The following is a 23,604-nucleotide window of genomic DNA, read 5'->3' as shown; positions in this document are numbered from 1 at the left end:
ATTTTGGGACCAGCACCCGCCGCAAGCAATAATAGAAATCAAGGCAAATGCCTAGGAACAAAACCCGGGGCACTTCAGGTACTGGCGCCCGCCCCACGCACCCGCTGTACGCACTAGTGGACTACACACATGGCAAGACACCCCATTTTCAACCCCCTTGTAGGGCAACTCGCCCGCTACAAGCCAGCGCCACCGATTCCGCCAGGCAAGCACCCGCTAAGAAGCGTGGCGAAACCGGTCCACGCGGCATCCGGCGAGAGAACCAGACCGCGCTCGGGGGCGGATTCCAGGCGTGGCGAACTAGATCGGCGGAGTTGACGGCGAGTGCCTCAGGCCAAATGGCCGAAAGCGTGCGGCAGCTCGAGCGGAAGAACACGTCGCACCAGCCAGCGTTAAGCGCGAGGTTGAGGCCAAGGACACCGGCGTGTGTACGGCTGGCTCCGCACAGTTTTACCTAGCCACATTCTTTTCCACCGCCATCTGGCTGGGCTCCTGGCTGCTGCGGGAAACCGTTATTACTTTTCTGGCCACGCACCGCGCAAATTTGCTCGCGGCGCTGCCATTGGCACAGCGCTCATGGTCCTTTTCATCCTCGGCGGGCTCATCATTCGCTTTACCTCCTTGTTAGCGAAGCCGGCGAGCGACCTGCTGGACAATATGCGCCACGGAAGTGTCCCTATTACCCTGACCAAGCTCTTTATTAACGGCGAGATAAGGAGCTTTTCTTCCGCGACGTTACCCGCCGCCAGCTTGCCGACGCCCTCCCCCACCCCGCCATCCTTACCCAACTAATCATCTACATCACTGCTACCGCCGCAATGAGCATCTCCCTCCTGCTCATTACCCCCATCCTTATCGGCGACATTGCAGAGCTCAAGGCCCCGCCGAATTTCTCATCTCCGCCACCACACTGCACCTAGTGCGGAGCATCAGAATGGCGTTCTTGTTGCCGGTAGTTATGAGGTAAAGAAGAATTCGCCCGATAACGGGACGCCGAAACGCACAGATCGGAGAGTTCTCTGCAGTCTCCTACTGGCTGACTACTTCACCATCAATTACTGGAGGATTGGCGGATTTACTTTCAGGCTTGTCAGCAAACTTCGGCAATGATTCATCAATATCATCAAACTCACCATTTAGTTGACGTTCGAACACGTCAATAAGGCGTTTGCCCATCAGCTTGAACGAGACCCATGCAATACCACCGGAAACAGCTCCACCAAGTACTGGAGCGGCCTTAGTGATGGCCTTCTCGACGGTCTTTTGGTGATGTTCGAACCAAGCATCGTGCCGGTTTTCTTAAGTAAGGGGTACCAGATAGTTTTGGCCAAAGCCTTTCCATCAACCTTTTCCCTACCTGGGACCCGACTTTTTGGGAGGTGTTGGCAATCAGCGCAGCAGCACCAGCTGCGCCGAACATTCCGCCCAAATAAGCCATTACACGGATCCTTACCTCATCTGAAAAGCGAGATGTCCCGTTTGGCTCAAAAGCTCATCTTCCTCATGCAAATATGCGATCTGTTGCGCCATATGCATTGCAAAACCGAAATATTGCACGACATTCGCAGCGCAAACTGGAATCATTACGAGGACACTGGTCGGGATACCGGATGCGAAAGATACCGCAGCAGTCTTGGTTGTATTGGACGCTACAACCTTTTGGGCATTTTTCGAAGTATCGCCTGCGAGAAAACCGCCTGCGGACCATGCTCGAGAATCTCTTACAAGTAGGGAGAGCCCTCAAATTGTTTCTTCAAGAATTCGGCGCGGTCCACCTTCACAAATGGAATTTTCGATGCCAATTTGATCGTATTAAGGGCATTATCATATAAAGCTTACTCGGCACGAGCGGACAATTGCAGCTTTTTGCCATGACTAAAAACTCCCAATATAAGGAAAACTAACTGCAGCCAATCCTAATTCAAGAACTGCGCGTTTTTATTGATCAGGCCCGTAGGTAATTAAATTCAATTGATTTTAGGGCCTAGAGCTTTTCGGCCGCGTAAACGCCTGCCCCAAATTCACGCGTCATTGTCCAGCAGGTCCAGATGCGCTAGCAGAGGTCGGTCGTATTTCGGATGGCGAAGGCGGCATTGGACACTAGCGTGAATAAAGCCAACAGACTTCCTAGTCTTGGTGCATGCCATCACAGGCCACGATAGGGACAAGGTGTCTATCGGAGATAGAGGAAAGAGGTGGCGCCGTTAGACTGCAGCGCTCAGCCCTTGCGGCGAGAGATACGGCGTAGGGCACGAAAATCGTGCGGTTCAAAAGCTTGCACATGTCAGCAGCAAATTCGATGAAACAACTTCAGCTGCAGGTCTTTCGAAGTAAAAACTATTAATGTGCAATGCACAGATAGAAACTAGTCTGCACGCCGCCGGCTCGGATTAACCAACTAAATGACTGACTGACCAACTAAAAAGGTGTAGAGCCACGAGAAAAACAAATATACGTATACTTTGATATGCCCCATATTCGACGATTTGCAGAGGATGAAATGAGTTCCGCTTCACACGTAGCATTCGTAGGCCTTGGCTACATTGGTCTCCCTACAGCGGTTGTTATGGCCAATTCAGGATTGAAGGTCACAGGCGTTGACGTAAATGCTGGCAATGTTGAAAAGATAAACAGAGGCGAAGTAACCATTGTCGAGCCGGGCTTGGAGGATGAGCTCAAGAAGGCACTCGATTCTGGAAAATTCTCTGCAACTACTGAACAGGTTCATGCAGATGCATACATCATTGCTGTGCCGACGCCGTTTACTGAGGGCCATGCCGTAGATATGAAATTCATTTACTCAGCCGCCGAAGCCATCGCGCCTCAGCTTAAAGGAGATGAGTTAGTCGTCCTCGAATCGACTTCCCCGCCGCTAACTACTCAAAAAATGGCGCAGCGAATCCTTGAGTTGAGGCCTGATCTTTGTGCCGACGAGGACGGTACTGCCCCTACTGCAAAAACCATTTACTTCGCACACTGCCCCGAGCGAATTCTTCCTGGTAAAGCAATGGAAGAGCTAAAAACGAACGACCGGATTATTGGTGGACAGACCAGCGAGGCAACACGTCGTGCCAGCGAAATTTACGCTAGCTTCTGCGAGGGGGAACTACTGCCGACGAACGACGTAACCGCCGAAATGGCAAAATTGACTGAAAATTCATTCCGTGATGTAAACATCGCTTTCGCAAACGAGCTTTCTTTAATCTCAGACAACCTGGGTATTAATGTTTGGGAACTCATCGATCTAGCTAACCACCATCCGCGAGTTAACATTCTTCAGCCGGGACCTGGTGTGGGAGGCCACTGCATCGCCGTAGATCCGTGGTTTATCGTTTCAAGCGATCCAGAAAATTCAAAACTCATTGGCACCGCACGGCGTATCAATGACAATAAGCCTCAATGGGTCATTGATAAGGTCGTAGAAGCGCTTGGGAAGTCTGAGAGCAAAAAACTAGCAATCCTGGGATTGGCATTTAAGCCAGACATTGACGATCTTCGAGAGTCACCGGCACTTGAAATTGCAAAGAGAATTGCGGCTCAATTCGAAGACACTCAAGTTGATGTCGTTGAACCAAACATCGAAAAACTCCCTGATTCACTTTCCGAATTCGATAACGTAGAGCTCAAGCCAGTTGAGAAAGCTGTGAAGTCTGCCGACGTTGTCCTTCTCCTAGTCGATCATAATCAGTTCAAAGAATTCGACACTGAGAACCTGAACAACAAGATCGTAATTGACACTAAAGGTCTCTGGCAGTAGCACAAACCCCAGATTCAAGAGGAAAGTAGCCGCAATGACTGTAAGGCCATATCCGTTTGGATTCCTAGTCAGCGACAAACGCATTGCAGACCAAGGAATTCTTCAGCGTCACTTCAAAAAGATAGATGCTTGGGATGCTTTAGAAGTGTACGTCCAGCCAGACGAACCAGTTCAAACTATCACGAGCAATGATGTAAACATAATATGGTTCGGTCATGCTGCTTTCGTCGGAAACGATAAGCCAAAAAAGCCTTTTATTGAGGTAGCATGCGCCGCAGTTTCCTCGAGCTGGCAGGAATTTCACGAATTCCTGGATCTGGTTGTAGGTCGCTGGGCAGCTTTAATCGTTAAAAACGGAAAGGTTTCCGTTTATAATGACACGTTGGCTAGTCAGCCTGTTTATATAGCGCGCGACGAATCCTTACTTTTCGCATCGCATTTGCCACTTCTCCATCGCGAGCTGAATGCGCGAACAGGCGAGATCGAAGAGTTAACTAACTTAGGCCAATTTAAGCTCTGGGATCAAACTGAAGACTCACGAATTGCCGCTCTACCTCCAAACTTCTTCTTCGAATTTGCACAGAAGAAGTTAATTAGGTTCTATCCGCATAAGAAATTCGGTGCTGAAAGCCTTCCGTTCGAGGACGCAGTTAACGCGTCAGTTCAATTAGTCACCCGCTCCGTCGAACACTGGGATAGCCTAAATTACGAGTTATTCTGTGCGCTGACGGCTGGAATGGATACACGAGTCTGTGCAGCTTCGGCTTTGGCAGCGGATGCCAACTTCAGCTTCGTTACCTACGGAAGTAACCAGCCGCCAGCTCCAGCAGATGGAAATACGAAGAAATCTTATAAACAAGACGTCCTAGTTTCCAGTGAAATTGCAAAAGCATTCGATAAACGGCACGTAGTTCTTGCAATGGAAAATGTAAAAGATTTTCCCCTTTCCACTCACGAAAAGGAAATACTCCGAGAAAACACGGTCGGGAAGCATGCTTTAAACTTCCAAGGACTTTACGAACAAGCCCTGGGAGACAAACCCGCTATATGTTTTGTCGGCACTGGCTTAGAATCCGTTAGGCAATACTACTCACGATCAAGCAGACCATCTACGGAATTCGAAACTTTTTCTCGAATCGTAAAGAGCCTCGGCGGCTTTTCTAATATTGATGAAGGCAAGGCGTTTACCGAGAATAAAGCTAAAGCGCTTTGGAATGCTTTTGATCTACAGACAGTCGAAAAGTACGACTATCCAGTCGCAAACGTACTGTATCAGGAGCTTCGTGCCGGGAGGTTTCAATCGGAAGCCATCAACTGCCAAGCTACAGCTTTCCTGCCAATAAATCCGGTGGCAATTCGGAAGTTCTTCGAACTAGCGCAGGTACCGTCCTTTTACGACCGCAAAAACGCAGTCTTCGCAAAATCCTTCATCCGGAGTGCATTTCCTCCATTGACCACCTTTCCAATTAACGGTAAAGAGTTCTCGATTGAGTGGAGTGCGTATGTCGACGGCGGAAAAGTCTTTAGCAGGATTGCCGAGGGAATCCCTGCTGAACAAGAAAAGCAAGACATCCCAAACCTAGTCCAGCTGAGGGACGAGAACCTGAACAAAGGCGGTGAGCAGTTTTTCCGGAAACCCTTTGAAACAGAAATGGGATCGATACGGATCACTTTCAAGAATCACTACAACATAGGTCGCGATGCAAAGAGTGTTGTAATTTTTATCAGGGTAAACGGGCACGACTTGTATACTCTCCCAATTGGTAAGCGAAATGACCCTTGCACTGTGTCTATCGATGGATTGAAACAAGGAGATGAGATCGACTTGGGAGTCAGGTCTACACGTGTCAACGGTCCTGCGTGGAAGAATGTCAGTCTTTTGAAACTTACTGAGTGGGAAGAATGCACATCTGACAGCATTCCGCCAGAACTCTTAATTTCTTCTACCAGGAACTTTTCTCTGCCAAAATCCGACTGACTGGACTCTCACCCTAGTAAATACTGGCAAAGATCCCCGTCTGTTTTCTACCTATGCCCATCGCGGTGCGGCGCGAATATAAGCCTCAGGACCAGCCGGAGTCCGAATTATCTAACCGCTATACGAACATTTATATCAGCGTAGTTCACGCTCATTCGCTTCAGATGCCATAGGAAGCTCTCAGCGGCTCCCCTTCCGTTCTTGTCCTGGTCTCTATATTCTTTTAGGGTCCTGGAGCCTTTCGAATGGTAGTCATGAAACTTCAATTGAGCTTCTGAGAGCGCCCAGACGAGGAACCGCAACTATCGAATCAATTTAACCATTTACTTACTTGGGAATCGAATAAAATAGTCGGCTTTTTGTAAGCATTTTTGACACCGCAGATAAGTTCCTCTGCCGATTCAAAATTCTTTCTGGCCATTCGCGCAGTCCACTTACTGTATAACAGCGTGATTGTCGTTACATCTCCATCGGCGATAATTTGCCCATCATGAAGCCAAACTACTCTCGTACACATGCTTTTGATTGAAGACATGGCGTGAGAGACAAGGAAGATGGTTCCAGTATTAGTTAAGAAGCCATTCATCCGATCTTGAGCTCGTTCAGTGAATGATGCATCACCTGTTCCTAATGCTTCGTCAATCAGTAATAGATCACGCTGCACAGCAGTTGAAATCGCAAACTTCAATCTAGCCCCCATTCCAGAAGAATAGGTTTTCATGGGACGATCAACCGCCTTGCCAATCTCTGCAAAATCAATAATTTCGTCCGTAAGATTTTCGATCTGGTCTTGATCTACTCCCTGAGCCAGTAAGCCAAGCCTAATGTTAGTTCTACCGGGAAGCCTAGGTTGTAAGGCTGCCGAAACATTTAGAAGCGTTGGTGTAGAAGAAAGGAGTACTTCTCCTTCGTCAGGTGCTTCGTTTCCCGCGATCAGTCGCATCAACGTAGACTTCCCCGAACCATTTCGCCCTAGTATGCCGATGCATTCGCCTTTTTTGGCATACATCGAAACTCCGTCGAGGGCTCGTACAAAGTCGCCTTCTCGCTCATTAGATAACTGTGGCCGGCGAAAGATGCTTCTTTTGTTGTCCGCTCGATAATATCGCGCCACATCTCGTACAACGACGCTCGGACTATCTAACGTGTACATATCGGTCTTCAGCTCTCCAGAAAAAAATAAATCCCATTACAGCCGTACCAACGGACCAAAGAACCAAAACTAGCCACTCCGTAGAATTTGGACATTGTCCGTACATAACAACTCCCCTGGCCGCCTGCAAAAATTGGTATGCAGGGTTTGCCTGCATCACCTGTTGAACTTCAGGAATACGAGCGTACCGTTCGACCGAGAAAAACACCCCCGATACGTAAAACCAAGCACGGTTAATAAAAAACACAATTTTTTTAGCATCAGGGAGGAATGCGGTCACTCGCACTGAAAATAGAAGTAGCCCAAACGAAAATATGTGAATAAGACAGTAAATGGGGATAATAAGAACGATAGTCCATTTAGGCCATGTACCCCATTGAAAAGCCAATGCAGCCACAACCGCTAGCACGCCGGGGATAAGATTACTGATGAAACCTCTGATCGCTTCACCGACAACCAACGAAACTCTAGGGAACTTGAAAGTCCGCATCATCGCTTTTGATCGCTGGAGTAAGCCCGATCCGCTCCCTAGCCCACGTGACATCATTGAGAAATAGGTCAAACCAATGATCAAAAACCCGACGAAGTTATCTACGCCCCTAGACGTCCGCAATATTAATCCGAACATAAGCCCGTACATCGCGATACGCAACAATGGCTCAAGCAGGTTCCAGAGACGTCCCAAGAACATGTCGTCGTTGTCTACCGAGGCCTTGAATTTAGCGTGCTCGTAAATGAAATGCCGGTAATGCCACGTCTCAGAAAGATAAGAGGCTAACGTTTTTCTTCTATTGCTAGCAGACAGATCCTCGTCGGGCACCAATACAGTGAACTTCCGTTTCGGGGATGCGTCTTGAAGGAAGCGGATCGCCTCAGCTTCTTGCTGATCAGCCATTGATCTCCCTTTTCTGAAACTTACTGGACATTCTTTGTTGGGAACCTAACAAATGTTTTCAATCCTATCACTGTCCCCTGATGTAAAATCAGGTCAGACCTGTGACATTTCGACCAATCAAGCCTCATAAAGACTATAGATTTCTTCCAGCGTTTTTTCTGCAAAGAGAAGGCTATCTCCCTGAAGACGGTTAAGCTTCGGCTTATATACTTCAGCCATGGTCAATGCGAGTTGATATTTTCTAAAACGCTGAGTCAGACCATATTCTTTCAAAAGTATCGCCTGAGCTTTTTCTCGAATTAATGCACGGGAAAAGTAATCCATGCTTGCAACATTAGTAACTGAATCATTCCGCTCGGCGTAATATACAACGTAGGGGCGAGAGCACAATACGATACGCCTTGCTTTCAATAAAATCTCCCATCCGAAAACTGTATCTTGTCCAACAGCGCCTTCTATAAACCTCAAGCTGCAATTCTGGAGGAACCGTAGGTCAATAACTGAGGCTTGGGTCGAAATTACAGGAAAACGGGGGGCTCGCTGCATTAACGACTTCGGATTTGAAATTATCTTCCGTCTCCGGAAGGTATGGCGTGAATTAGCGCTTAATTTTTCTCCTACTTTTATTTGATACCCTGTTGCTATCTCAGGGCGCTGCTGACAGGAATGAAACTGACGGAGCAGCTCATCGTAACCTCCGACAGAAATTTCATTGTCAGGGTCAAGAAAAGAGACGAGTCCCGAACTCGCCTTTGATAGCCCTACATTGCGAGGCACCGACGCAGAGCCACTAGGCATTCCCTGTAGCCTAATTACCTCTACATTGCTGATTCCGGCCTCTAGCTGGCCCAATATTTCCTGTGTCTTGCAGTCACATGAGGCGTCGTCCACGATCAAGACACGCATTCTTGCCCAAGCTTTGTTTGCCACAAGACTCGGAAGACATTTAGCGAGCAGATAGACGCCGTTATTATGGACCGGAACAACTACGTCTAATTGGCTCGGTTCCATGGAAATAGCTTGGGAGCGCTTCTTTACTTCGTCCCAGGCAGCATTGTGCAACCAGCTTGATGAAGGAGCTCGGGCATCACTGCCATCGCCCATTTGAATCTGTTCATACTGAAGAGCACACTGTCTTAATGCCGCGATCAAATCTAGGTTTCTTCCTAGATCCGATGTTAACGAGCCTGAAAAAGGTAATCTTACGCTGGGAAACCGATTGAAGAGCTGCTGGCTATAAAGTGTGGTCTCGACCTGTCGAGACTCCTCTATCTCGGACGATACCGCCTCTAAAAGCACCTGTTCGGCCGCAAAACTCCGCACATACCGCTGATTCGCTACCGAACGCAGACGAAGGGCATATATTTTCAACGCAAGTATATGCGGAATTCGACCAGCCGTAGAAAGGATAAAAGTGGGATTCATTTGAGGTCCAAGAGCGCGTTGAAAAAAGGAAGTTTCATTCGCTACACAGGTTCTTCAATTCATTATTTATGATCTGGATTGTATAAGGCTTTCCAAGAGGGTTGTGCCCCATGTTCGCATCAAAATAGAAATTAAAACTGAAAGTAGGGTTCTTTCCCAATGATCTAAAGGTCTCTAGTCTCGATAAGATTGGTTTTAGTTGCTGTTCAACATCTCCGGGGCTAGCAATATTCAGAAGCACTTCAGTCTTCGGCACATAACCGAGATATTCGAATAGATCTATTACATTAACCCGCCAAGGCTGCTCACTCCGCACCAGATCAACTTTTGATCCATGAAATACCTCTCTGAGAAGCGTATTTACAAAACGCTCGTTGTATAAAGACCAATCGAGTTGAGGGTTGTTCACTAGGGCGGTGCTCCCTCTATCCATAGCAGCACAACAAACGGCTTGAAATCCACCAGCAGAACTACCATAGTGCAGTGTCTTGTCGGATCCGACTAAGTCGAATCGTTCACGAAGTGCCTGGATAACTTCGTAATAGGCGCTAATTGCCCATTCTTCATCAGAAAACTGAGCCCAGCCAATCTGCAACCGCTTGTTCTTAAGCATTGTTGGATCAGCAATCTGGATTACGGTCGCCTCAAACTCATCCAACCATGAAGACCTTTGGAAAACAATACCATCAGGTGCCTTTGATCTCTGGATAGCACCGTTATAGGTAACAAGCAAAGCATCTACGCTGTTCTTTGCTGGCCGAAGCAGTACGGGAACATGACAAGAACCGACTGCGATTATAAAGCGGAATTCACCCCGTTCACCTTTTACAAGTTCCTCATCGGCAATATGTTTAACGTCGTCAAGATTATACGTTTTCAAAACTGTTTACCTAACATACTCGACAAGTTTGGAATACTTAGCCGGCTCGAGTGCCGCACTTGGGTAGAACAAACGCACGCCATGCATAATTCCTACGGGCGCAATTTCCTTAAATCCATGAATCGACGAAACCCTCTCCCTGCATCCAGCTTCAACAATCAAAAGGGCGCTATGTCGGAGATAGTTTTTCGACAAAAGTAGACTACGTCCCAAATTAAAACTGTCTCCATCAACGACGGTTAATTTTACTGAACTTTTCTGCACCAATTCCGCCGAAGGGTTAGTCCAATTTACAGTATCTACCTTCAATTCTCGTCTAAAACGCTCACACCATTTATCTGTAGTTAAGACGAGAGTGGGGCTCATCCATTTTACAACTTTATTTATGGAAACCATGGACGATAGTGGGATTCCATCTTCCGCTGGCTGAAATTCATTCATCTCCCAGATAAATGAATCAATTTGACTTGGCAATAGATTTTCAGCCCGTTTAGAATCTTCAGTCTCATCAGTTTTAGCGCCGCCGCTCAACACGTCGTCAGCAAGGCTGTCAACTTTTCCTCCTAACTTGGCAGCCTCGGTCTTCAGCTGGCGCTGTACCTTTTCTATTTTTCGAAATGCTCTGAAGCTCCCCCTTTCAGTTGCTCGCAAAACAATTATAAGTCCGAGGGTCAATAAGACAGGTTCTATATAAAGCAGCAAATCGCTTTTTACGATAATGCCCACAGCCGCGCAAGCAATAGAAAGGAAAAGTATCAAAAAGAGCAACAGCTGACGACGTGAAAAATTCTTCATACTTCTCCTTAAGATACAGACGGATATACTAAACTGCCGCTACGATGAGCTTGCGCAACATCGGTTAGAAATGGCAAGCGCTGAAATGGCACTGCAGTCGCGCTTATTTCACGCGCCATGGTTGCTGCCACCCGGTTCCAATTGTGTTCATCACTAACTAGAGACTTTGCATACTTCGAAAGTGCAATCTGCTTTTCCCGATTTCCCAAAAGTTCTAGGATCTTTTCGAGCAACTCTTCCGGATCACCTTGTTGAAATACAGCCGCAGCTTTACCATCGCGAGACACTTCCGATAGCGCAGATACTGAAGATACAACTAGTGGCCTCCCGGCTGCCATCGCCTCGAATGGCTTTAAAGGAGTTACATTTTCAGTTGCAGGTGTAGACAATCGCGGAAGAACGATCAGATTCGTTTCTTCAAAAACCTCTACCGCTTCCTTCGGAGAAACGGAGCCCGGGATATCCACTAGGTCTGAAATACCCAACTCCTCAGTAAGGGCGCTGAGCTTCTCAAGCTCAGCGCCCTTACCAACGATCTTAATACGAAGGGGCTGCTGCCGCTGCTTCCCCAAGGCCACAGCACGAATAAGGGTTTCCAGTCCTTCATAGTCGACCAAAGACCCTACGTAGCCCGCATCATATTCAAACTTATCCTTCTCCTCCAGTGGAGTGAGATGCGAAAATTTCGACGTGTCGACGGCGTTTGGTACCAACCCGATATCGAGCCCATTTTCGCTACGATCGTTCAGTAGCTTCGCCATTGAGCTATTCATGGTGACTACGCGATCAGCATAGCGACAAGTAGCGTCTTCCATCCGCTCAATCCTTCGGGCTTTGCCGAGTTGCGCTCGACCTTCAAACACGAGTTCCCATAGTCCTGAAACTTCATACAACACCGGGACCCCCAGTTCATGAGCAGCAATCAAGGCGGGTAACGCAATCAGGTAAGTGGAGCGCACATGTACCACATTCGGGCGCTCGACCAAGAAGACCTCCCGATACCATTCAATAGCCTTATACATGTACTCAAATTCACCGTTCTTCCGACGAAAATCGGCTGGTAAATGTCTGTATTCGACACCGTCCACTTGATCCACCGGATAAGGAAAAGCTTCTTTGGAGTTTACGCGTTCGGAGTAGAATCCCGGCCGTGTATAAGCCCGAACATTTATACCGTTGCGCATCAGACCTTTCAGAAGCCCCTGCGCCCTTCCGGTATAGCCTCCGGTATGATTCGGCAAGCTCGCATGCAAAATGGTCACGACTTTGACATCGCCTATGCTTTCTAAACCAGCTTGTTTATTAGGCTCCTCTATAGCGTGAGCGCGCTCAAACAATTTGAGAGCATACCTAGACTCTCTGATAGCTCCTCTAATGTCTTTACGCTTGAAACGACTTAGTTTCTGACCAGCCACGAACTCAAAGTCTGCCTCATTCCACGCATCAATAACTTTAGACATCTTCCTGCCCCCAAATCCCTACGATGGAGTAGATAGTTCTTCGTATAGCTTAGCCAATTTTCTACCATTGGCTTCCCAGGTCTTTTCATCAAGCCATGATCTCTTAGCCAGCAATTCCGCTGGGGCTTCGATAGCTTCACGGATTCCATCTGCTAGCTCAGAATGTGAGTTAGGCGGAACAAACTTAGCATACCCCCCAGTCACTTCTCTGAGAGCCGGCAAATCTGAGCAAACGACTGGCGTTCCCAAAGCCAAGGCGTTTAACAGTTTAAGAGGAGTGACATTTCTTGTGACGGTAGAATCTGTTCGAGGGACTACAAATACGTCAAAGATTGAGTACCACCCTTGAATCTCATTCCTAGGCTGCTTCCCCGCAAAATATACTCGGTCACTTACTCCTAACGACCTGCAAAGGGCCGATAGTCTCCCGCGTTCCTCCCCGTCTCCCACCAAAACCAATTGGATATCCTCATCGAGCAACGGTATCGCACGAACTAACGTTTCCAGTCCCTCATACGCGACCAAGGAGCTAACCGTCCCGATAATCTTTTTATGTTGGAATCCTAGTTTCTGGCGTATTTTAAAGGCGTTCCTTCTATCGGGCTTCATATCCCGCTCAATGGCATTTGGCACTATTGTCAGTTTGCTCTCGGAAACACCTAATTCAATTAGCTTCTTTTGAGACAATTTGCTTAGCACTAGAACCGCACTTGCTTTTTTCGCAGCTTCCAACTCAAGATTCAGAGATCCTCGGTAGTAGAAAGACTTTTTCGCTTCGGACACCACTGAGTCCGAGAATTTGGACAACCATGTGTTGTGCGGTTCACCACGTATCTCGTAAATCCACGGTATTCCCAACTCACCTGCAACATCTGAAATCAATGCCGCGTTTTTGAAATCAGTAGTTGTTTGAATAACCGATATGTTCTGTTCCCTGCAGATTTCAATGAGCATTTTCTTGGCTAAGTCATATTTTTTCTGCTCGCCAAATGGCCAAATTTTTGGAACCAAAAGCGTCAGTTTATGCACATGCTTACGCGCGTCTGGAATTTCCCCTACAACCAAGGGATACCCTAACCGGCTCACTACAGTTAAGGAGTTAATTTTATCACGGAGAGAGTCAACTGATGCCGCAGTACGCACAGTGTATCCAGATTGTGTATAGGGCAATGAGTTATTGACGAAATACAATACATTAGGTTTTCGAACACCGTTAATCGAATTCGTTCCCTTGTATATTTTGAAATCAAATTGTTTTCGCTTAGCCCTCACCAAAATAAACTTGCGAAAATAGATAATCTTTCCCACCAAGGAAAGCTTCGAGTACGCCGAATCAAACTCTTGATAGTTTCCGGTTTCTATTAGAAATTGAAGTGGCTTTACCCCTGTTAACTTGCTCCAGCCGAGAGCGTAGTGCGAACCGGCTATATCCTTAGATCGGCTCCCTTTAACAGCCTGATACCCAAAAATTCTTTGCTTTACTTGATGAGCAAAGCGTTCAGGCTCCATAATAAATTTTTCCACTGAAAAGGCAGCGGCGACCACAACATAATTTAGCCATCTAAAAACGCTTTTCATTTTAAATGCTCAATCCAATTTACTATTTTTTTAACCTCTCCAGGTACGACAGCTTCCCTCTCGGATTCCACCCACATGCGCCCCTTTGCAGTCACCGAGAGCCGAGCAGGTTCGTTGAACAATGCAGTCCAGAGCTCAGCCAGCTGATGAGGATTTTCGGGTTCGACGATGTCGCCCGCGTCTAGCTCCTTAATGATTCGTGCGGTCTCACCATTTACAACGCCCGAAATGTGAATTCCTAAAGTCATTAACTCATAGGTTTTAGAAGGCACTGCTCTATCCAATGGCTCCCAATCTGTTAAATGCACCAAAGCAGTGTCGGCCCACTCGTAAAATTTCACTATCTCCGCAACGGAACGCACTCGGTAGAAACTAGCGTTTACCCCCATCAATCCTGCATACTTTTCCAGTTCTCCAGCAGCTGCACCCCCGCCAACGAAGACTAGTTCCACTGGGGTTCCCTGTTCCTGTGCAATTGCAGCCGCATCAATTGAATTTCTTAAGTTCTGAGCTCGTCCCAGCGTTCCAGCATAGAGAACGCGTAGCGTATTAATATCAAACGGATGCCTTTTAGCTAGCTTAGGTATATTTGCCGGAAAGACATTTCTAATCGTTGTGATTAACTGCTGATTTTGACTATTCGAATACTTGGATCTCTGATTCCGTAGTTTCTCTGCTAGATCTTCAGAAGTCACTATGATCGCGTCAGCGCGCTCGAGTAATGCGTTTAGCCCCTTTTCAACGATCCAACTCAATATACGGATCGGGCCTGAATTGATTATCTCTTCATGCCTCGAGCGCGATTCCAGCGCTCGATTCCAATTTCGATACTCTTTCATGAGATCTGGCCAAGCATCTCTAAGGTCAAGTAAGTACGGAACGCGAGCTACTCGAGCTACGAGAAAAGATACGACGGCAGTCGGCAAAGCAGGAACTGTCCCAACTACCGCGTCAACTGCACGAATTCGAGACCAATCTCTAACTACCGTAATCAGAGCTCCTGCGGCAATAAAAGCCTGAGAAAACGCACGAGCTGCGAGTGATTCACCGGCAAAAAGAAAGGGACTACGGTAGATTTCTTCCCCTACCGGTCCAGTTTCAATTTGAGAACCTGGGGCGAAGGATTTCAAAGAATCTACCAAGCCAAGTTTTCGCCGATAACTTGGAGGAGGCGCTACAACCGAGATTGCTGCGCCCATATCGGCAAAAATATTACTTAACCATGTCCACCGCCGCTGTGGAACACCATTCTCTGGATACCAAAACTGCGAAAAGACAAGAAGCCTCATCTATCCGCACCTCCAAGCTGGGCAATGTTTATTCTGACATCGTACAACGGTTTTATAAAAGCACGAGTACTCCGTCACTTCTACATTTACTAGTATGCACACATCGCGTTTAGGAGATTCTATGAAAAAGCTCCTCTTTACCTGCTGATTTGTACCTAAGACGATGGAGCCTATATAGTTAATTCTCGTTGCACAGAGAACACGAAGTTCGATGTACAGCATACGCATAATCCTCCATAGCTCAGTTGGCAGAGCATTCGACTGTTAATCGAAGGGTCACTGGTTCGAGCCCAGTTGGAGGAGCAAAAATCCCGCTTAGCTTTGCTAAGCGGGTACTTTTGTATTGAGCCCTATTACCTCTGGGCTAGAACGGCTTGTGGCCTAGTCGTTGATGTACAGATACTGCTTATTTACGAACTCATCTAGGGCAAAGACAGAAAGTTCGCGGCCGTAGCCGGAATTCTTGATTCCGCCGAAAGGCAGCACTGGGGAGAAGTACTGTCCCAGGTTGACGTGGATCATTCCGGTATCGATCTGGTCAGCCACGTTGGTGGCACGCTCGGTGTCCTCAGAGAAGACGGCGCCGCCCAGACCGTAGTTGGAGTTATTGGCTAGCTCCACTGCTTCCTTTTCGGAAGAGACCTTATAGATTTCGGCCACAGGGCCGAAGAACTCCTCATAGTAGGATTCGGAGCCTACGGGGACGTCGGTAAGCACGGTTGGCGTGTAATAGGCCGCGGTTTCATGCAGCTCGCCACCGGTACGGATGGTGGCGCCTTTGTCCACGGCGCGCTGGACCTGCTTGTCTAGGTTCTCCGCGGCACTGCGCGAGGACATTGGGTAGTACTGGTTATCCGCTGGGCTGGAAGGATCACCTTGTTCCATTCCCTCGGCGATGCGCACCATTTCATCAACAAACTCGTCGTAGATATCCTCCATGACGATGATGCGCTTATTGGAGGTGCAGGCCTGGCCGACGTTCTCGATGCGCTTGACCCAGGCTTCCTCAGCCGCCTTAGTGATATCGGCGGCATCGAGAATAATATACGGATCAGTGCCGCCGAGCTCCAGCACAGCCTTCTTAAGGTTGCGGCCGGCGATTTCCGCAATGGCGGCGCCGGCACGCTCAGAACCAGTGAGAGAAACACCCTGGACGCGCGGATCAGCAATAACGTCCGCAATCTGGTCATGATCGGCATATATATTGATGTACACGCCCTCGGGCAGGCCCGCCTCGCGGAAGATCTCCTCGATAGCAGCGGCGGACTTCGGGGTAATTTCGGCATGCTTTAGCAAAATGCAATTGCCATTCATCAAGTTCGGTCCGGCAAAGCGTGCGACCTGGTAGATGGGGTAGTTCCACGGCATGATACCCAGGAGAGAGCCAACGGGAAGGCGGCGAACCACGGCCTTTCCGCCGGGTACATCGACTGGCTTGTCTTTATTGTGCTCTGCCGCGTTATCCGCATAGAACTGCAGGATATCGCCGGAGAAGTTGATCTCCCACTCCCCTTCCGGGGTGGCCTTGCCCATTTCTTGGGCCTCAATCTTGGCTAGTTCGCCCTTACGCTCCTTAAAGAGCTCAGCAGCACGGGAGACAATCTTGGCGCGCTCGTCAATTGGGGTCTTACGCCAGGTTTGAAAGGCCTCGTGAGACTTGGCTAGTGCATCCTGAATCTGCTCGTCGGTAAAGGTATCGAAGGTTTCTACCACTTCATTTGTGGCGGGGTTGGTAACTGCGTAGCCCTTAGACATCGGGACTTCCTTCCTATGGGGTGTTGATATTGATGTACATCGCGCAGGCATTGTGCCTGTCACAACAGTACGCGACTTTTGTTAGCCATGTCACCGATTTAAGCGCCGACGGCCATCGAGCCGTCCTTCATTTTCACGCCCTCATCCTGCTTCATGTAGGTGGCATCACGGGTAAGCATCTGGCGGACCATGTCCTCATTCTTCTGGATTTCCGCCTCGAGGGCTTCCTTGTCTTGGCGCAGCAGGTCAAAACGTTCTTGCACTAGTGGGGCTTCCATCTCCAAGATGGGCTGCATCACGGACTGCGCCACGCCACAGGCATCAGCCACCTCATCGCCGTGGATGATGCGCACGTGCGCAGCGGTCCAATCTGTAAGTGTGTCTTCTGGGAAACCAGTGAGTTCCCTAGCATTGACAACGAAGCCAGACATCAAGGTATCGACAAGCTGGCGGGCAGCCTCGTTAATCTCGCCGTCGACGGCATGGATGGCGTCCATGGTCTCCTGTGAGGCCTCTACGCCATCCTCGCCGCGGAAGAGATCGGGACGGATTCCCAACATGCGGCCGACTATCTTCCACAGGTAGAACACATCCTTTTCTTCTTCCGCGGTGAGCTGCCAGCCCATGCGGCGCAGCCCGGCATATGGGATATACGTGAAATCGAACCAGGTGCGCAGCATGTCGAATTCACTAATCGGCGCACCATAGTCGGAATAGTCCAAGCCTTTGCGGTTATGTACGCGGCGCACATGAGCGTGAATCGCGCGCACCATGCCTGTATGAATAAAGCCCTCCCCTCCTGGCTGCAAAGCATCCGGCAGGTAAAGCGAATAGGTCCAATTTGTGGTGTAGGCAAGGCGCTTGACTGCACCGTCAGTAAGCTCACCGGTGTTAACCAAAAGGTCAGCGATGGCCGGGGTAGCATACGTATGCACCAAGGAACCAGGGCCCAACGCCAGACCGTGACTCAACGGCGGGATGGATAGGTAAGTGCGGCGACCACGCTCAAGCTTTTCGGCGTCTAGACCAGCAAGCGCCTTGGTCATATCCTCAATCAATGCCGCTACCTCCGGCAGGGTATCGTCATCGGCGGTGCCGCGAGCTAAGGCCTCGCGCAGGTTGGGCATGATTTCCTTGACCGTATGACCGCTGGTGAATAGGGCGTCTGCCACGGGATCCATAGCCCAGAAGGCCTCTTGGTAGCGGTCTGCGCGCTGCGTGCCATACTTGGCCACAAATTCTTCGCGGCTACCGCGGCCGGCCGGCCATTCATTTACGGTGCTCAACGGTGCTGGTGCATTCATTGTGGTTTCTCCTTATAGTCTGGTGAGAGTTGGTGAAGTCGGTTTAGCTGCGGGCTTCTTTCGAGTCATCGTGCAAGGTGTAATCGGACTTGGTATCTGGTTCGTTCTTAGCGATGTAGTCTTTGATCACCTCCGTCACCGCAGTCCAAGGGGGCTTGCCGTTATTGGCTCGCTTTATCCTGGCCCTTTTCGCACCTGGCAGCTTGTCCCGAATTCGGGCCGCACGAGCTTCCGCTTTAGCGGCTGCCTTGAAGAGGATGGCCCAAGGCCTAAAGTTGATCTTTTCCCAGCGTGTGCCCTGCACCATAAACTTGGTGTCTTTCTCGCCGCAGATGGTAGATAGTGCGCCAAGGGCAACGTGCGGCACGAGGGGGTTGAGGCTTTCTAGGATGGACATCAGCGCGGTAGCCACACGCTCGTGGTAAGCAGAGGAATATCCGCCATTGCCATAGATGTAATCAGTCATCTTGCGCATTTCATCGCCAGTTTTAGGGATAAGGCGCTCCTCCGCTCCCATCATGTAGAGGATGTATCCCCAATACTGAGCCACGTCATCCCACTCCTGGCCGCTATGCGGACGGCCAAAGAACTCGTCGATTGCAAGCGGCATCATGCCAAACCAGCCTTCTCCAGAGACGAGGAAACTGGAGCCGATTGGACGCCCGAACTCGTTATAGTGCTCCGGACCCCACATCTTTTCCAATCCGCGGTTTGCCTGGGCGTGGAGCAAACGCACGCGCACCGCCGCCTTGCGTCCCTCACCAAAACGCTCGAAAACGTTCTTCTTTCCTAGATCCACAAAGAACTGTGCAGTCTCAATAGACCGCTGCATGGCTTGGAACTCGAACATTCCGGTCTCACCTGTGGCCGCTGAGGTGCGGTCCTCCAACGTGGTTGCCCAATAAGCAAAGGCGATAGCAAGAATCTCTGAGGTGCGGGTGACGTTGTAATAGGCTACGCGCCCGCGTTCGGCGGCCTCGAGGTCTAGCCAACCTGGGATCCGATCTACTTCTTGGAAAAACTCCACCAACTCAGGGGCAGGTTCACGCACCGTATCGATGCCCTGATTTAGCGCCTGCTCGAATTTTTTCCGCGATTCCTTCGCTCCATCGCGACGGAAGGCTTGGGCGAGCTTCTCACCCGTCTCATCGGTTTGCCACATGTGGTCATCTAAAAGGCGGGTTTGCGCAGTACCGTAGCCCTCCCAAGAATCTTCCACTGAGTGCCAAGAATCAAAAATATTATGGCGCAACACGGACCAGCTCGGGGTGGGGGTGCGCCGCTTAGGTGCCGGGCGCAGCGGCATTCCATCGCGGTAAAAATAGCGGAAATCCTCATAAGGATTATCGGACATCGGCAAAATCTCTGGCTGCGTGGCTTCGCTCGCCAAGGGCTTCGTGGGGGTTGACATTCGAGTCACTTCACTTTCTAATCTTTAAGTCGGTAGCGCGGGATCTAACGCTTTGCTTCTTTCGAATCGTCGTGCAAAGTCCAGGCCACCTTGACGTCAGGCTCGTTATTTTTGATGTATTCCTGCACCTCTTCCAAGGCGTTCGACCACGGCGGGCGACCTTGAGTAGCTTTCTGCTTCTTATAGGCTTCAGCGTCTGGTCGTTGGTCCGCTTCGCGGGCTTCTTCAGCCTCTTTACGGGCCTTTTCCTCAAAATCCTTCGCAGCCTGGCTAAAGTCCAATTCGGCCCAACGGGTCCCCTCCACCATGAACTTGGTATCTTCAGGGCCAACCAACGTGGCCAACGAGCCCAGCATTTCTAGCGGCAGATTGGGATCCATTTGTTCCACAATGGACATCAGCGCAGTGGCAACACGCTGGTGATACGCGGAAGACCGCCCACCATTTGCGTAAATGAAGTCGGTCATTTTGCGCATCTCATCACCATTTTTTGGAATGAGACGGTGCTCTGCACCCATCATGTGCAAGACATAAGCCCAGTACTGAGCTACGTCATCCCAATCTTGTCCAGAGTGAGGACGACCGAATAGCTCGTCAATGGCTAGTGGCATGAGCGCAAACCAGCCCTCACCCGAAACGAGGAAGCTCGAGCCAATCGGCCGTCCGAACTCGTTGTAGTGTTCTGGGCCCCATAGCTTTTCCAGTCCCCTATTAGCCTGTGCATGCAAAAGGCGAACGTGCACTGCCGCTTTGCGGCCTTCCCCAAAGCGATCAAAGACATCCTGTTTGCCCAAATCAACAAAGAACTTGGAAGTCTCTAGCGCGCGCTGCATCGCTTTGAATTCGAACATGCCGGTCTCACCCGTGGCCGCAGAGGTGCGATCCTCCATGGTGGTAGCCCAATAACCAAAGTTGAAGGTGAGCAAATCTGCGCTTGGCGTGGCATTGTAATAAGCCACGCGTCCCCGCTCAGCGGCCTCCAGATCAATCCACTCAGGAATGGTATCTACCTGCTCAAAGAAGGCAACGAGTTCTGATGACGGTTCTTCGACGGTTTCGATGCCCTTATTTAGAGCTTGCTCAAAGTCGGCCCGAGCTTTCTTTGCGCCATCGCGACGGAAGGATTCAGCCAAAGCGGCGCCTTGTTCATCCGTTTGCCACATATGGTCATCTAGGAGTCGTGTTTGGGGCGTGTCATACCCGGCCCAGTCATCGTGGACAGTGTGCCACTTGTCAAAAATATTATGGCGAAGCGTGGACCAACCCGGTTTGTCTACGCGCCGCTTAGGCGCCGGGCGTAGCGGCATTCCATCGCGGTAAAAATAGCGGAAATCCTCATAAGGATTATCGGACATCGGCAAAATCTCTGGCTGCGTGGTTTCGCTCGCCAAGGGCTTGGTGGGGGTTGACATTGCAGTGACTCCCTTTCTTCACTCAAGTGTGAGACCACACACTGTTGAACAATATGTGCTCTATGTCACCTTTAATACGTAGTGGTCATCGTATAGAGAGTCAGATTGCACCGCAATGGAATTCGCGGAGGTTTACCCATTTTGCTCTGCTTTAAACTTTCAACAGTGGACAGAAGGGCTTGAATTACACCCCCTACCATGAGAAATAAGACAGAAGGATGCGCCAGGAAATCTTTTAATTTGAAGCCTTCACCCACCCATGTGGGTGTATCGAATGCGCTTAACTGGCCCAGTGTTACTACATGAGTGACATAGAACTCAGTTAGTGGCTACTATGTCCTCAATTACTTTAAAAGCTGAATGGCGTGAAGTGGTGCCGCGAGATGCGAATGGGCCGCACAGCGTTAGAACGCTTCACAGGCTTCCCTCGCTCCGCCCACGCCATTGAGCAGAAAGGGGCCACAATGGACGAAACTTCCTTAAAACACTCTCCGGCACGAGGCACAGCAAAACGGAGCGAAGGTTCGCGGCTGCGGGCCACAGTACAGCAGGTCACCCCAGTCGCTGATGACCTTATGGTGCTGGAATTCTGCTTTAAGAAAGGAGCGAAACTCCCCGACTACTCCCCTGGCTGCCACGTAGACGTCACGCTCACCGGGCCAGAGGATACGGAGTTAGTGCGCCAGTACTCCGTTTTTGAAATGCCATCCAAAGAGACCCCCTGTGGCGGCGCCGGTGCGGATTCAACCTACGGCATCGCCGTTAAACGCGAAGAGAATTCGCGGGGTGGCTCCCTTGTCATGATGCAACTTCGCGCGGGCGATGAGTTACTCATCTCCCCAGCGCACAATAACTTCGAACTCGTTGACACCGCCAGCTACTATGTGCTCGCCGGCGCCGGTGTTGGTATTGCGCCTATGCTTTCCATGGCCCAATCGCTACAGCGCCAAGGCAAACCCTTCATGGTTCTCTACTTCGCCTCTAGCATTACCCGCGCCGTACTGCTGCCCCAATTGCGCAGCATATGCGGCGATAGTCTCATTGAAGTTTTTGGCTCACCCCGTGCACGGCAAGAAGAAATCTACCGACACCTGTTGTCCCAAGCCCCGCAGGAAACAGTGTTTTATGTATGCGGTCCGCAAGGGTTCATGTCCGGCGCAAAGGAGGTAGTGCTGGACTATCTTCCCCACCAGAATTTCCACTGGGAAAACTTCCACCCTGATATGGAAGCGCTTAGCGGAGAGAAAAATGCCGGTGCAGGCGATTGCGCTTTCGACGTGGAATTTTGTGGGGAAACCGTTCACGTTCCAGCCAATGTCACTGTACTCGAGGCACTCGAGGAAGCTGACTTGCCGGTGATGTCACGTTGTTTAGAAGGCACCTGCAGCACCTGCGTTATGAAAGTGATAGAAGGCGAGCCAGATCATCGAGATTCCGTCTTTAATGAACAAATGCATGCAGACGGCGCCTTTGCGCCCTGCGTTTCACGGTCACTGGATAGACGCCTGGTGCTCGAGCGCTGGCGCCGCTAAGGCACTACGCTTTAGAGCGAACGCACCATCACGACCCCAATGATGACTAAGGCCAGTCCCACTACGCGGTGAATAGGGGGCAGTCCCCGGCGCGCATGCCCCCAGCCGAGCGACTCTACTACCTGACCGCACACAATTGATCCCACCAACGATCCAATCACGGTCGTTCCCGTGCCCAAGATGGGAGAAAGCGTAGCCCCACCAACCACGAAGAGTGCCCCAAGGACTCCACCGAACCACATCCACCACGGACCAGGGGCGGGACGGGTGAAAAGAGCACGCCGCGGACCTCGGGGGGCGATAGACAGCACTGCAAGCAAGAGCACGCCGACTGCTAGAGAAACCTCGCCGGCGGGAAGGGGGTTGCCCAATGCACGGCCGAGGAAGCCGTTGACAGCAGTTTGGGTTGCTGAGCCCATTCCAATAAGAACCCCAAAAAGCCGCCACAACCACAGCTTCACACCACTGGCTGTAGCATGCGTAGTAGCGGCACCGCGCCCGATTTCCAATACCAACGCGATTCCGACCAACACCACGGCCACTCCGAGGATGCGCAGCGGGCCGACTCCAACGTGTGGGGAATTAAATATGCCGGTGGTATCGCAAAGCAGACCCATTGTTACCTGCCCCAAGATAGGCAAGATAACGGTCTCCACACTGCCGATGCGAGGGAAAAGCAGAATATTTCCCACGATGAAGGAAACTCCCATAAACCCGCCGAGCCACACCCACCAGGGCTGTTGCGCAGCGGTGGCTAAATCCGGAATTAGGTGACCGGTGAGCGCAAGAGCAATAAGCGCAGAAACGAACAAGCCAATAATAAAGGAAAAGAATCCCGCCACAATTGGGGAACCAATACTTTCACGAAACCGCGTATTAATGGCCGTCTGTACCGGCACTATGGCGCCGACCAGCAGGGCGGCAATGACCAACATAGAGCGTCCTTTCTTATAGGCAGCTGGGGGGCATCGCCAAGCATG

Annotated in this window: 18 protein-coding genes and 1 tRNA gene; 5 read left to right on the top strand and 14 right to left on the bottom strand. The window is 50.1% G+C overall.

All coding sequences use genetic code 11. The annotated features are described in order from the left end of the window. Positions 1 to 426: 426 nt before the first annotated feature. Positions 427 to 792, top strand: a complete 366-nt coding sequence (locus WMQ00_RS11075) for a hypothetical protein (RefSeq protein WP_308767031.1) — start codon at positions 427 to 429, stop codon at positions 790 to 792. 237 nt (positions 793 to 1,029) lie between these two features. Here the strand turns inward: WMQ00_RS11075 and WMQ00_RS11070 are convergent, their stop codons facing one another. Then, positions 1,030 to 1,155, bottom strand: coding sequence for a hypothetical protein (locus WMQ00_RS11070; RefSeq protein WP_340441039.1), 126 nt, complete (start codon positions 1,153 to 1,155; stop codon positions 1,030 to 1,032). Between the two features lie 1,345 nt (positions 1,156 to 2,500). Here WMQ00_RS11070 and wecC point away from each other — a divergent pair. Together wecC and WMQ00_RS11060 are read left to right on the top strand one after the other, a co-directional pair. Next, the gene (gene wecC / locus WMQ00_RS11065; protein ID WP_308767033.1) at positions 2,501 to 3,757 is read left to right on the top strand and encodes a UDP-N-acetyl-D-mannosamine dehydrogenase; all 1,257 of its coding nucleotides are present in this window, start codon (positions 2,501 to 2,503) and stop codon (positions 3,755 to 3,757) included. 34 nt (positions 3,758 to 3,791) lie between these two features. Then, on the top strand, positions 3,792 to 5,735 hold the full coding sequence (locus tag WMQ00_RS11060) for a hypothetical protein (protein WP_340441038.1): 1,944 nt from the start codon (positions 3,792 to 3,794) through the stop codon (positions 5,733 to 5,735). A gap of 310 nt (positions 5,736 to 6,045) precedes the next feature. Here the strand turns inward: WMQ00_RS11060 and WMQ00_RS11055 are convergent, their stop codons facing one another. From WMQ00_RS11055 to WMQ00_RS11020, 8 genes are all read right to left on the bottom strand, one after another. Continuing rightward, a complete protein-coding gene (locus tag WMQ00_RS11055) occupies positions 6,046 to 6,888 on the bottom strand; it encodes an ABC transporter ATP-binding protein (protein WP_308767035.1) in 843 nt (280 codons plus the stop codon). Beyond that, a complete protein-coding gene (locus tag WMQ00_RS11050) occupies positions 6,872 to 7,783 on the bottom strand; it encodes an ABC transporter permease (protein WP_308767036.1) in 912 nt (303 codons plus the stop codon). Before WMQ00_RS11050 ends, WMQ00_RS11055 begins: the two co-directional genes overlap by 17 nt. A 117-nt stretch (positions 7,784 to 7,900) precedes the next feature. Next, positions 7,901 to 9,208: a glycosyltransferase gene (locus WMQ00_RS11045; protein WP_340441037.1), complete on the bottom strand. Its 1,308-nt coding sequence runs from the start codon at positions 9,206 to 9,208 to the stop codon at positions 7,901 to 7,903. A gap of 34 nt (positions 9,209 to 9,242) precedes the next feature. Continuing rightward, positions 9,243 to 10,088: a hypothetical protein gene (locus tag WMQ00_RS11040; protein WP_340441036.1), complete on the bottom strand. Its 846-nt coding sequence runs from the start codon at positions 10,086 to 10,088 to the stop codon at positions 9,243 to 9,245. Positions 10,089 to 10,094: 6 nt separating this feature from the next. Next, positions 10,095 to 10,883 carry a hypothetical protein gene (locus WMQ00_RS11035; protein ID WP_340441035.1) on the bottom strand — a complete coding sequence of 263 codons (789 nt, stop codon included), beginning with the start codon at positions 10,881 to 10,883 and terminating at the stop codon, positions 10,095 to 10,097. An 8-nt stretch (positions 10,884 to 10,891) separates the two neighbouring features. Beyond that, on the bottom strand, positions 10,892 to 12,343 hold the full coding sequence (locus tag WMQ00_RS11030; RefSeq protein ID WP_340441034.1) for a glycosyltransferase: 1,452 nt from the start codon (positions 12,341 to 12,343) through the stop codon (positions 10,892 to 10,894). Positions 12,344 to 12,361: 18 nt separating this feature from the next. Next, positions 12,362 to 13,921 carry a glycosyltransferase family 4 protein gene (locus WMQ00_RS11025; RefSeq protein ID WP_340441033.1) on the bottom strand — a complete coding sequence of 520 codons (1,560 nt, stop codon included), beginning with the start codon at positions 13,919 to 13,921 and terminating at the stop codon, positions 12,362 to 12,364. Next, complete coding sequence (locus tag WMQ00_RS11020) at positions 13,918 to 15,210, bottom strand: glycosyltransferase family 4 protein (protein WP_340441032.1); 1,293 nt, start codon at positions 15,208 to 15,210, stop codon at positions 13,918 to 13,920. The genes WMQ00_RS11025 and WMQ00_RS11020 overlap by 4 nt, the downstream gene beginning before the upstream one ends. A gap of 230 nt (positions 15,211 to 15,440) precedes the next feature. Between WMQ00_RS11020 and WMQ00_RS11015 the strand changes: the two genes are divergently transcribed. Then, positions 15,441 to 15,513: transfer RNA gene (locus WMQ00_RS11015), tRNA-Asn, on the top strand. A 78-nt stretch (positions 15,514 to 15,591) separates the two neighbouring features. Here the strand turns inward: WMQ00_RS11015 and WMQ00_RS11010 are convergent. The 4 genes from WMQ00_RS11010 to WMQ00_RS10995 form a co-directional block, all read right to left on the bottom strand. Then, entirely contained in the window at positions 15,592 to 16,965 is a 1,374-nt protein-coding gene (locus tag WMQ00_RS11010) for an NAD-dependent succinate-semialdehyde dehydrogenase (protein ID WP_200288806.1), read from the bottom strand. A gap of 98 nt (positions 16,966 to 17,063) precedes the next feature. Further along, a complete protein-coding gene (locus WMQ00_RS11005; protein WP_340441031.1) occupies positions 17,064 to 18,269 on the bottom strand; it encodes an oxygenase MpaB family protein in 1,206 nt (401 codons plus the stop codon). 43 nt (positions 18,270 to 18,312) lie between these two features. Further along, the gene (locus WMQ00_RS11000) at positions 18,313 to 19,680 is read right to left on the bottom strand and encodes an oxygenase MpaB family protein (protein WP_239208752.1); all 1,368 of its coding nucleotides are present in this window, start codon (positions 19,678 to 19,680) and stop codon (positions 18,313 to 18,315) included. Positions 19,681 to 19,724: 44 nt separating this feature from the next. Continuing rightward, positions 19,725 to 21,092 carry an oxygenase MpaB family protein gene (locus WMQ00_RS10995; protein ID WP_234288169.1) on the bottom strand — a complete coding sequence of 456 codons (1,368 nt, stop codon included), beginning with the start codon at positions 21,090 to 21,092 and terminating at the stop codon, positions 19,725 to 19,727. Positions 21,093 to 21,556: 464 nt separating this feature from the next. Between WMQ00_RS10995 and WMQ00_RS10990 the strand changes: the two genes are divergently transcribed. Next, complete coding sequence (locus WMQ00_RS10990; protein ID WP_200288804.1) at positions 21,557 to 22,624, top strand: PDR/VanB family oxidoreductase; 1,068 nt, start codon at positions 21,557 to 21,559, stop codon at positions 22,622 to 22,624. A gap of 11 nt (positions 22,625 to 22,635) precedes the next feature. Here the strand turns inward: WMQ00_RS10990 and WMQ00_RS10985 are convergent, their stop codons facing one another. Then, positions 22,636 to 23,559: a DMT family transporter gene (locus WMQ00_RS10985; protein ID WP_239208750.1), complete on the bottom strand. Its 924-nt coding sequence runs from the start codon at positions 23,557 to 23,559 to the stop codon at positions 22,636 to 22,638. Positions 23,560 to 23,604: the final 45 nt, after the last annotated feature.

Origin of the sequence: Corynebacterium sp. KPL2825 (assembly GCF_037908445.1) — a bacterium.
Lineage (GTDB): Bacteria > Actinomycetota > Actinomycetes > Mycobacteriales > Mycobacteriaceae > Corynebacterium > Corynebacterium kefirresidentii.
The sequence above is the reverse complement of the archived record's forward strand: the minus strand, read 5'-3'. Positions and strand labels throughout refer to the sequence as shown.

Excerpts from the sequence above, each read along its gene's own strand:
- WMQ00_RS11055 (WP_308767035.1), bottom strand. The coding sequence starts at position 6,888 with ATGTACACGTTAGATAGTCCGAGCGTCGTTGTACGAGATGTGGCGCGA.
- WMQ00_RS11025 (WP_340441033.1), bottom strand. The coding sequence starts at position 13,921 with ATGAAAAGCGTTTTTAGATGGCTAAATTATGTTGTGGTCGCCGCTGCC.
- WMQ00_RS11010 (WP_200288806.1), bottom strand. The coding sequence starts at position 16,965 with ATGTCTAAGGGCTACGCAGTTACCAACCCCGCCACAAATGAAGTGGTA.
- WMQ00_RS11050 (WP_308767036.1), bottom strand. The coding sequence starts at position 7,783 with ATGGCTGATCAGCAAGAAGCTGAGGCGATCCGCTTCCTTCAAGACGCA.
- WMQ00_RS11030 (WP_340441034.1), bottom strand. The coding sequence starts at position 12,343 with ATGTCTAAAGTTATTGATGCGTGGAATGAGGCAGACTTTGAGTTCGTG.
- WMQ00_RS10995 (WP_234288169.1), bottom strand. The coding sequence starts at position 21,092 with ATGTCAACCCCCACCAAGCCCTTGGCGAGCGAAACCACGCAGCCAGAG.
- WMQ00_RS10990 (WP_200288804.1), top strand. The coding sequence starts at position 21,557 with ATGGACGAAACTTCCTTAAAACACTCTCCGGCACGAGGCACAGCAAAA.
- WMQ00_RS11060 (WP_340441038.1), top strand. The coding sequence starts at position 3,792 with ATGACTGTAAGGCCATATCCGTTTGGATTCCTAGTCAGCGACAAACGC.
- WMQ00_RS11045 (WP_340441037.1), bottom strand. The coding sequence starts at position 9,208 with ATGAATCCCACTTTTATCCTTTCTACGGCTGGTCGAATTCCGCATATA.
- WMQ00_RS11020 (WP_340441032.1), bottom strand. The coding sequence starts at position 15,210 with ATGAGGCTTCTTGTCTTTTCGCAGTTTTGGTATCCAGAGAATGGTGTT.
- wecC (WP_308767033.1), top strand. The coding sequence starts at position 2,501 with ATGAGTTCCGCTTCACACGTAGCATTCGTAGGCCTTGGCTACATTGGT.
- WMQ00_RS11000 (WP_239208752.1), bottom strand. The coding sequence starts at position 19,680 with ATGTCAACCCCCACGAAGCCCTTGGCGAGCGAAGCCACGCAGCCAGAG.
- WMQ00_RS10985 (WP_239208750.1), bottom strand. The coding sequence starts at position 23,559 with ATGTTGGTCATTGCCGCCCTGCTGGTCGGCGCCATAGTGCCGGTACAG.
- WMQ00_RS11035 (WP_340441035.1), bottom strand. The coding sequence starts at position 10,883 with ATGAAGAATTTTTCACGTCGTCAGCTGTTGCTCTTTTTGATACTTTTC.
- WMQ00_RS11005 (WP_340441031.1), bottom strand. The coding sequence starts at position 18,269 with ATGAATGCACCAGCACCGTTGAGCACCGTAAATGAATGGCCGGCCGGC.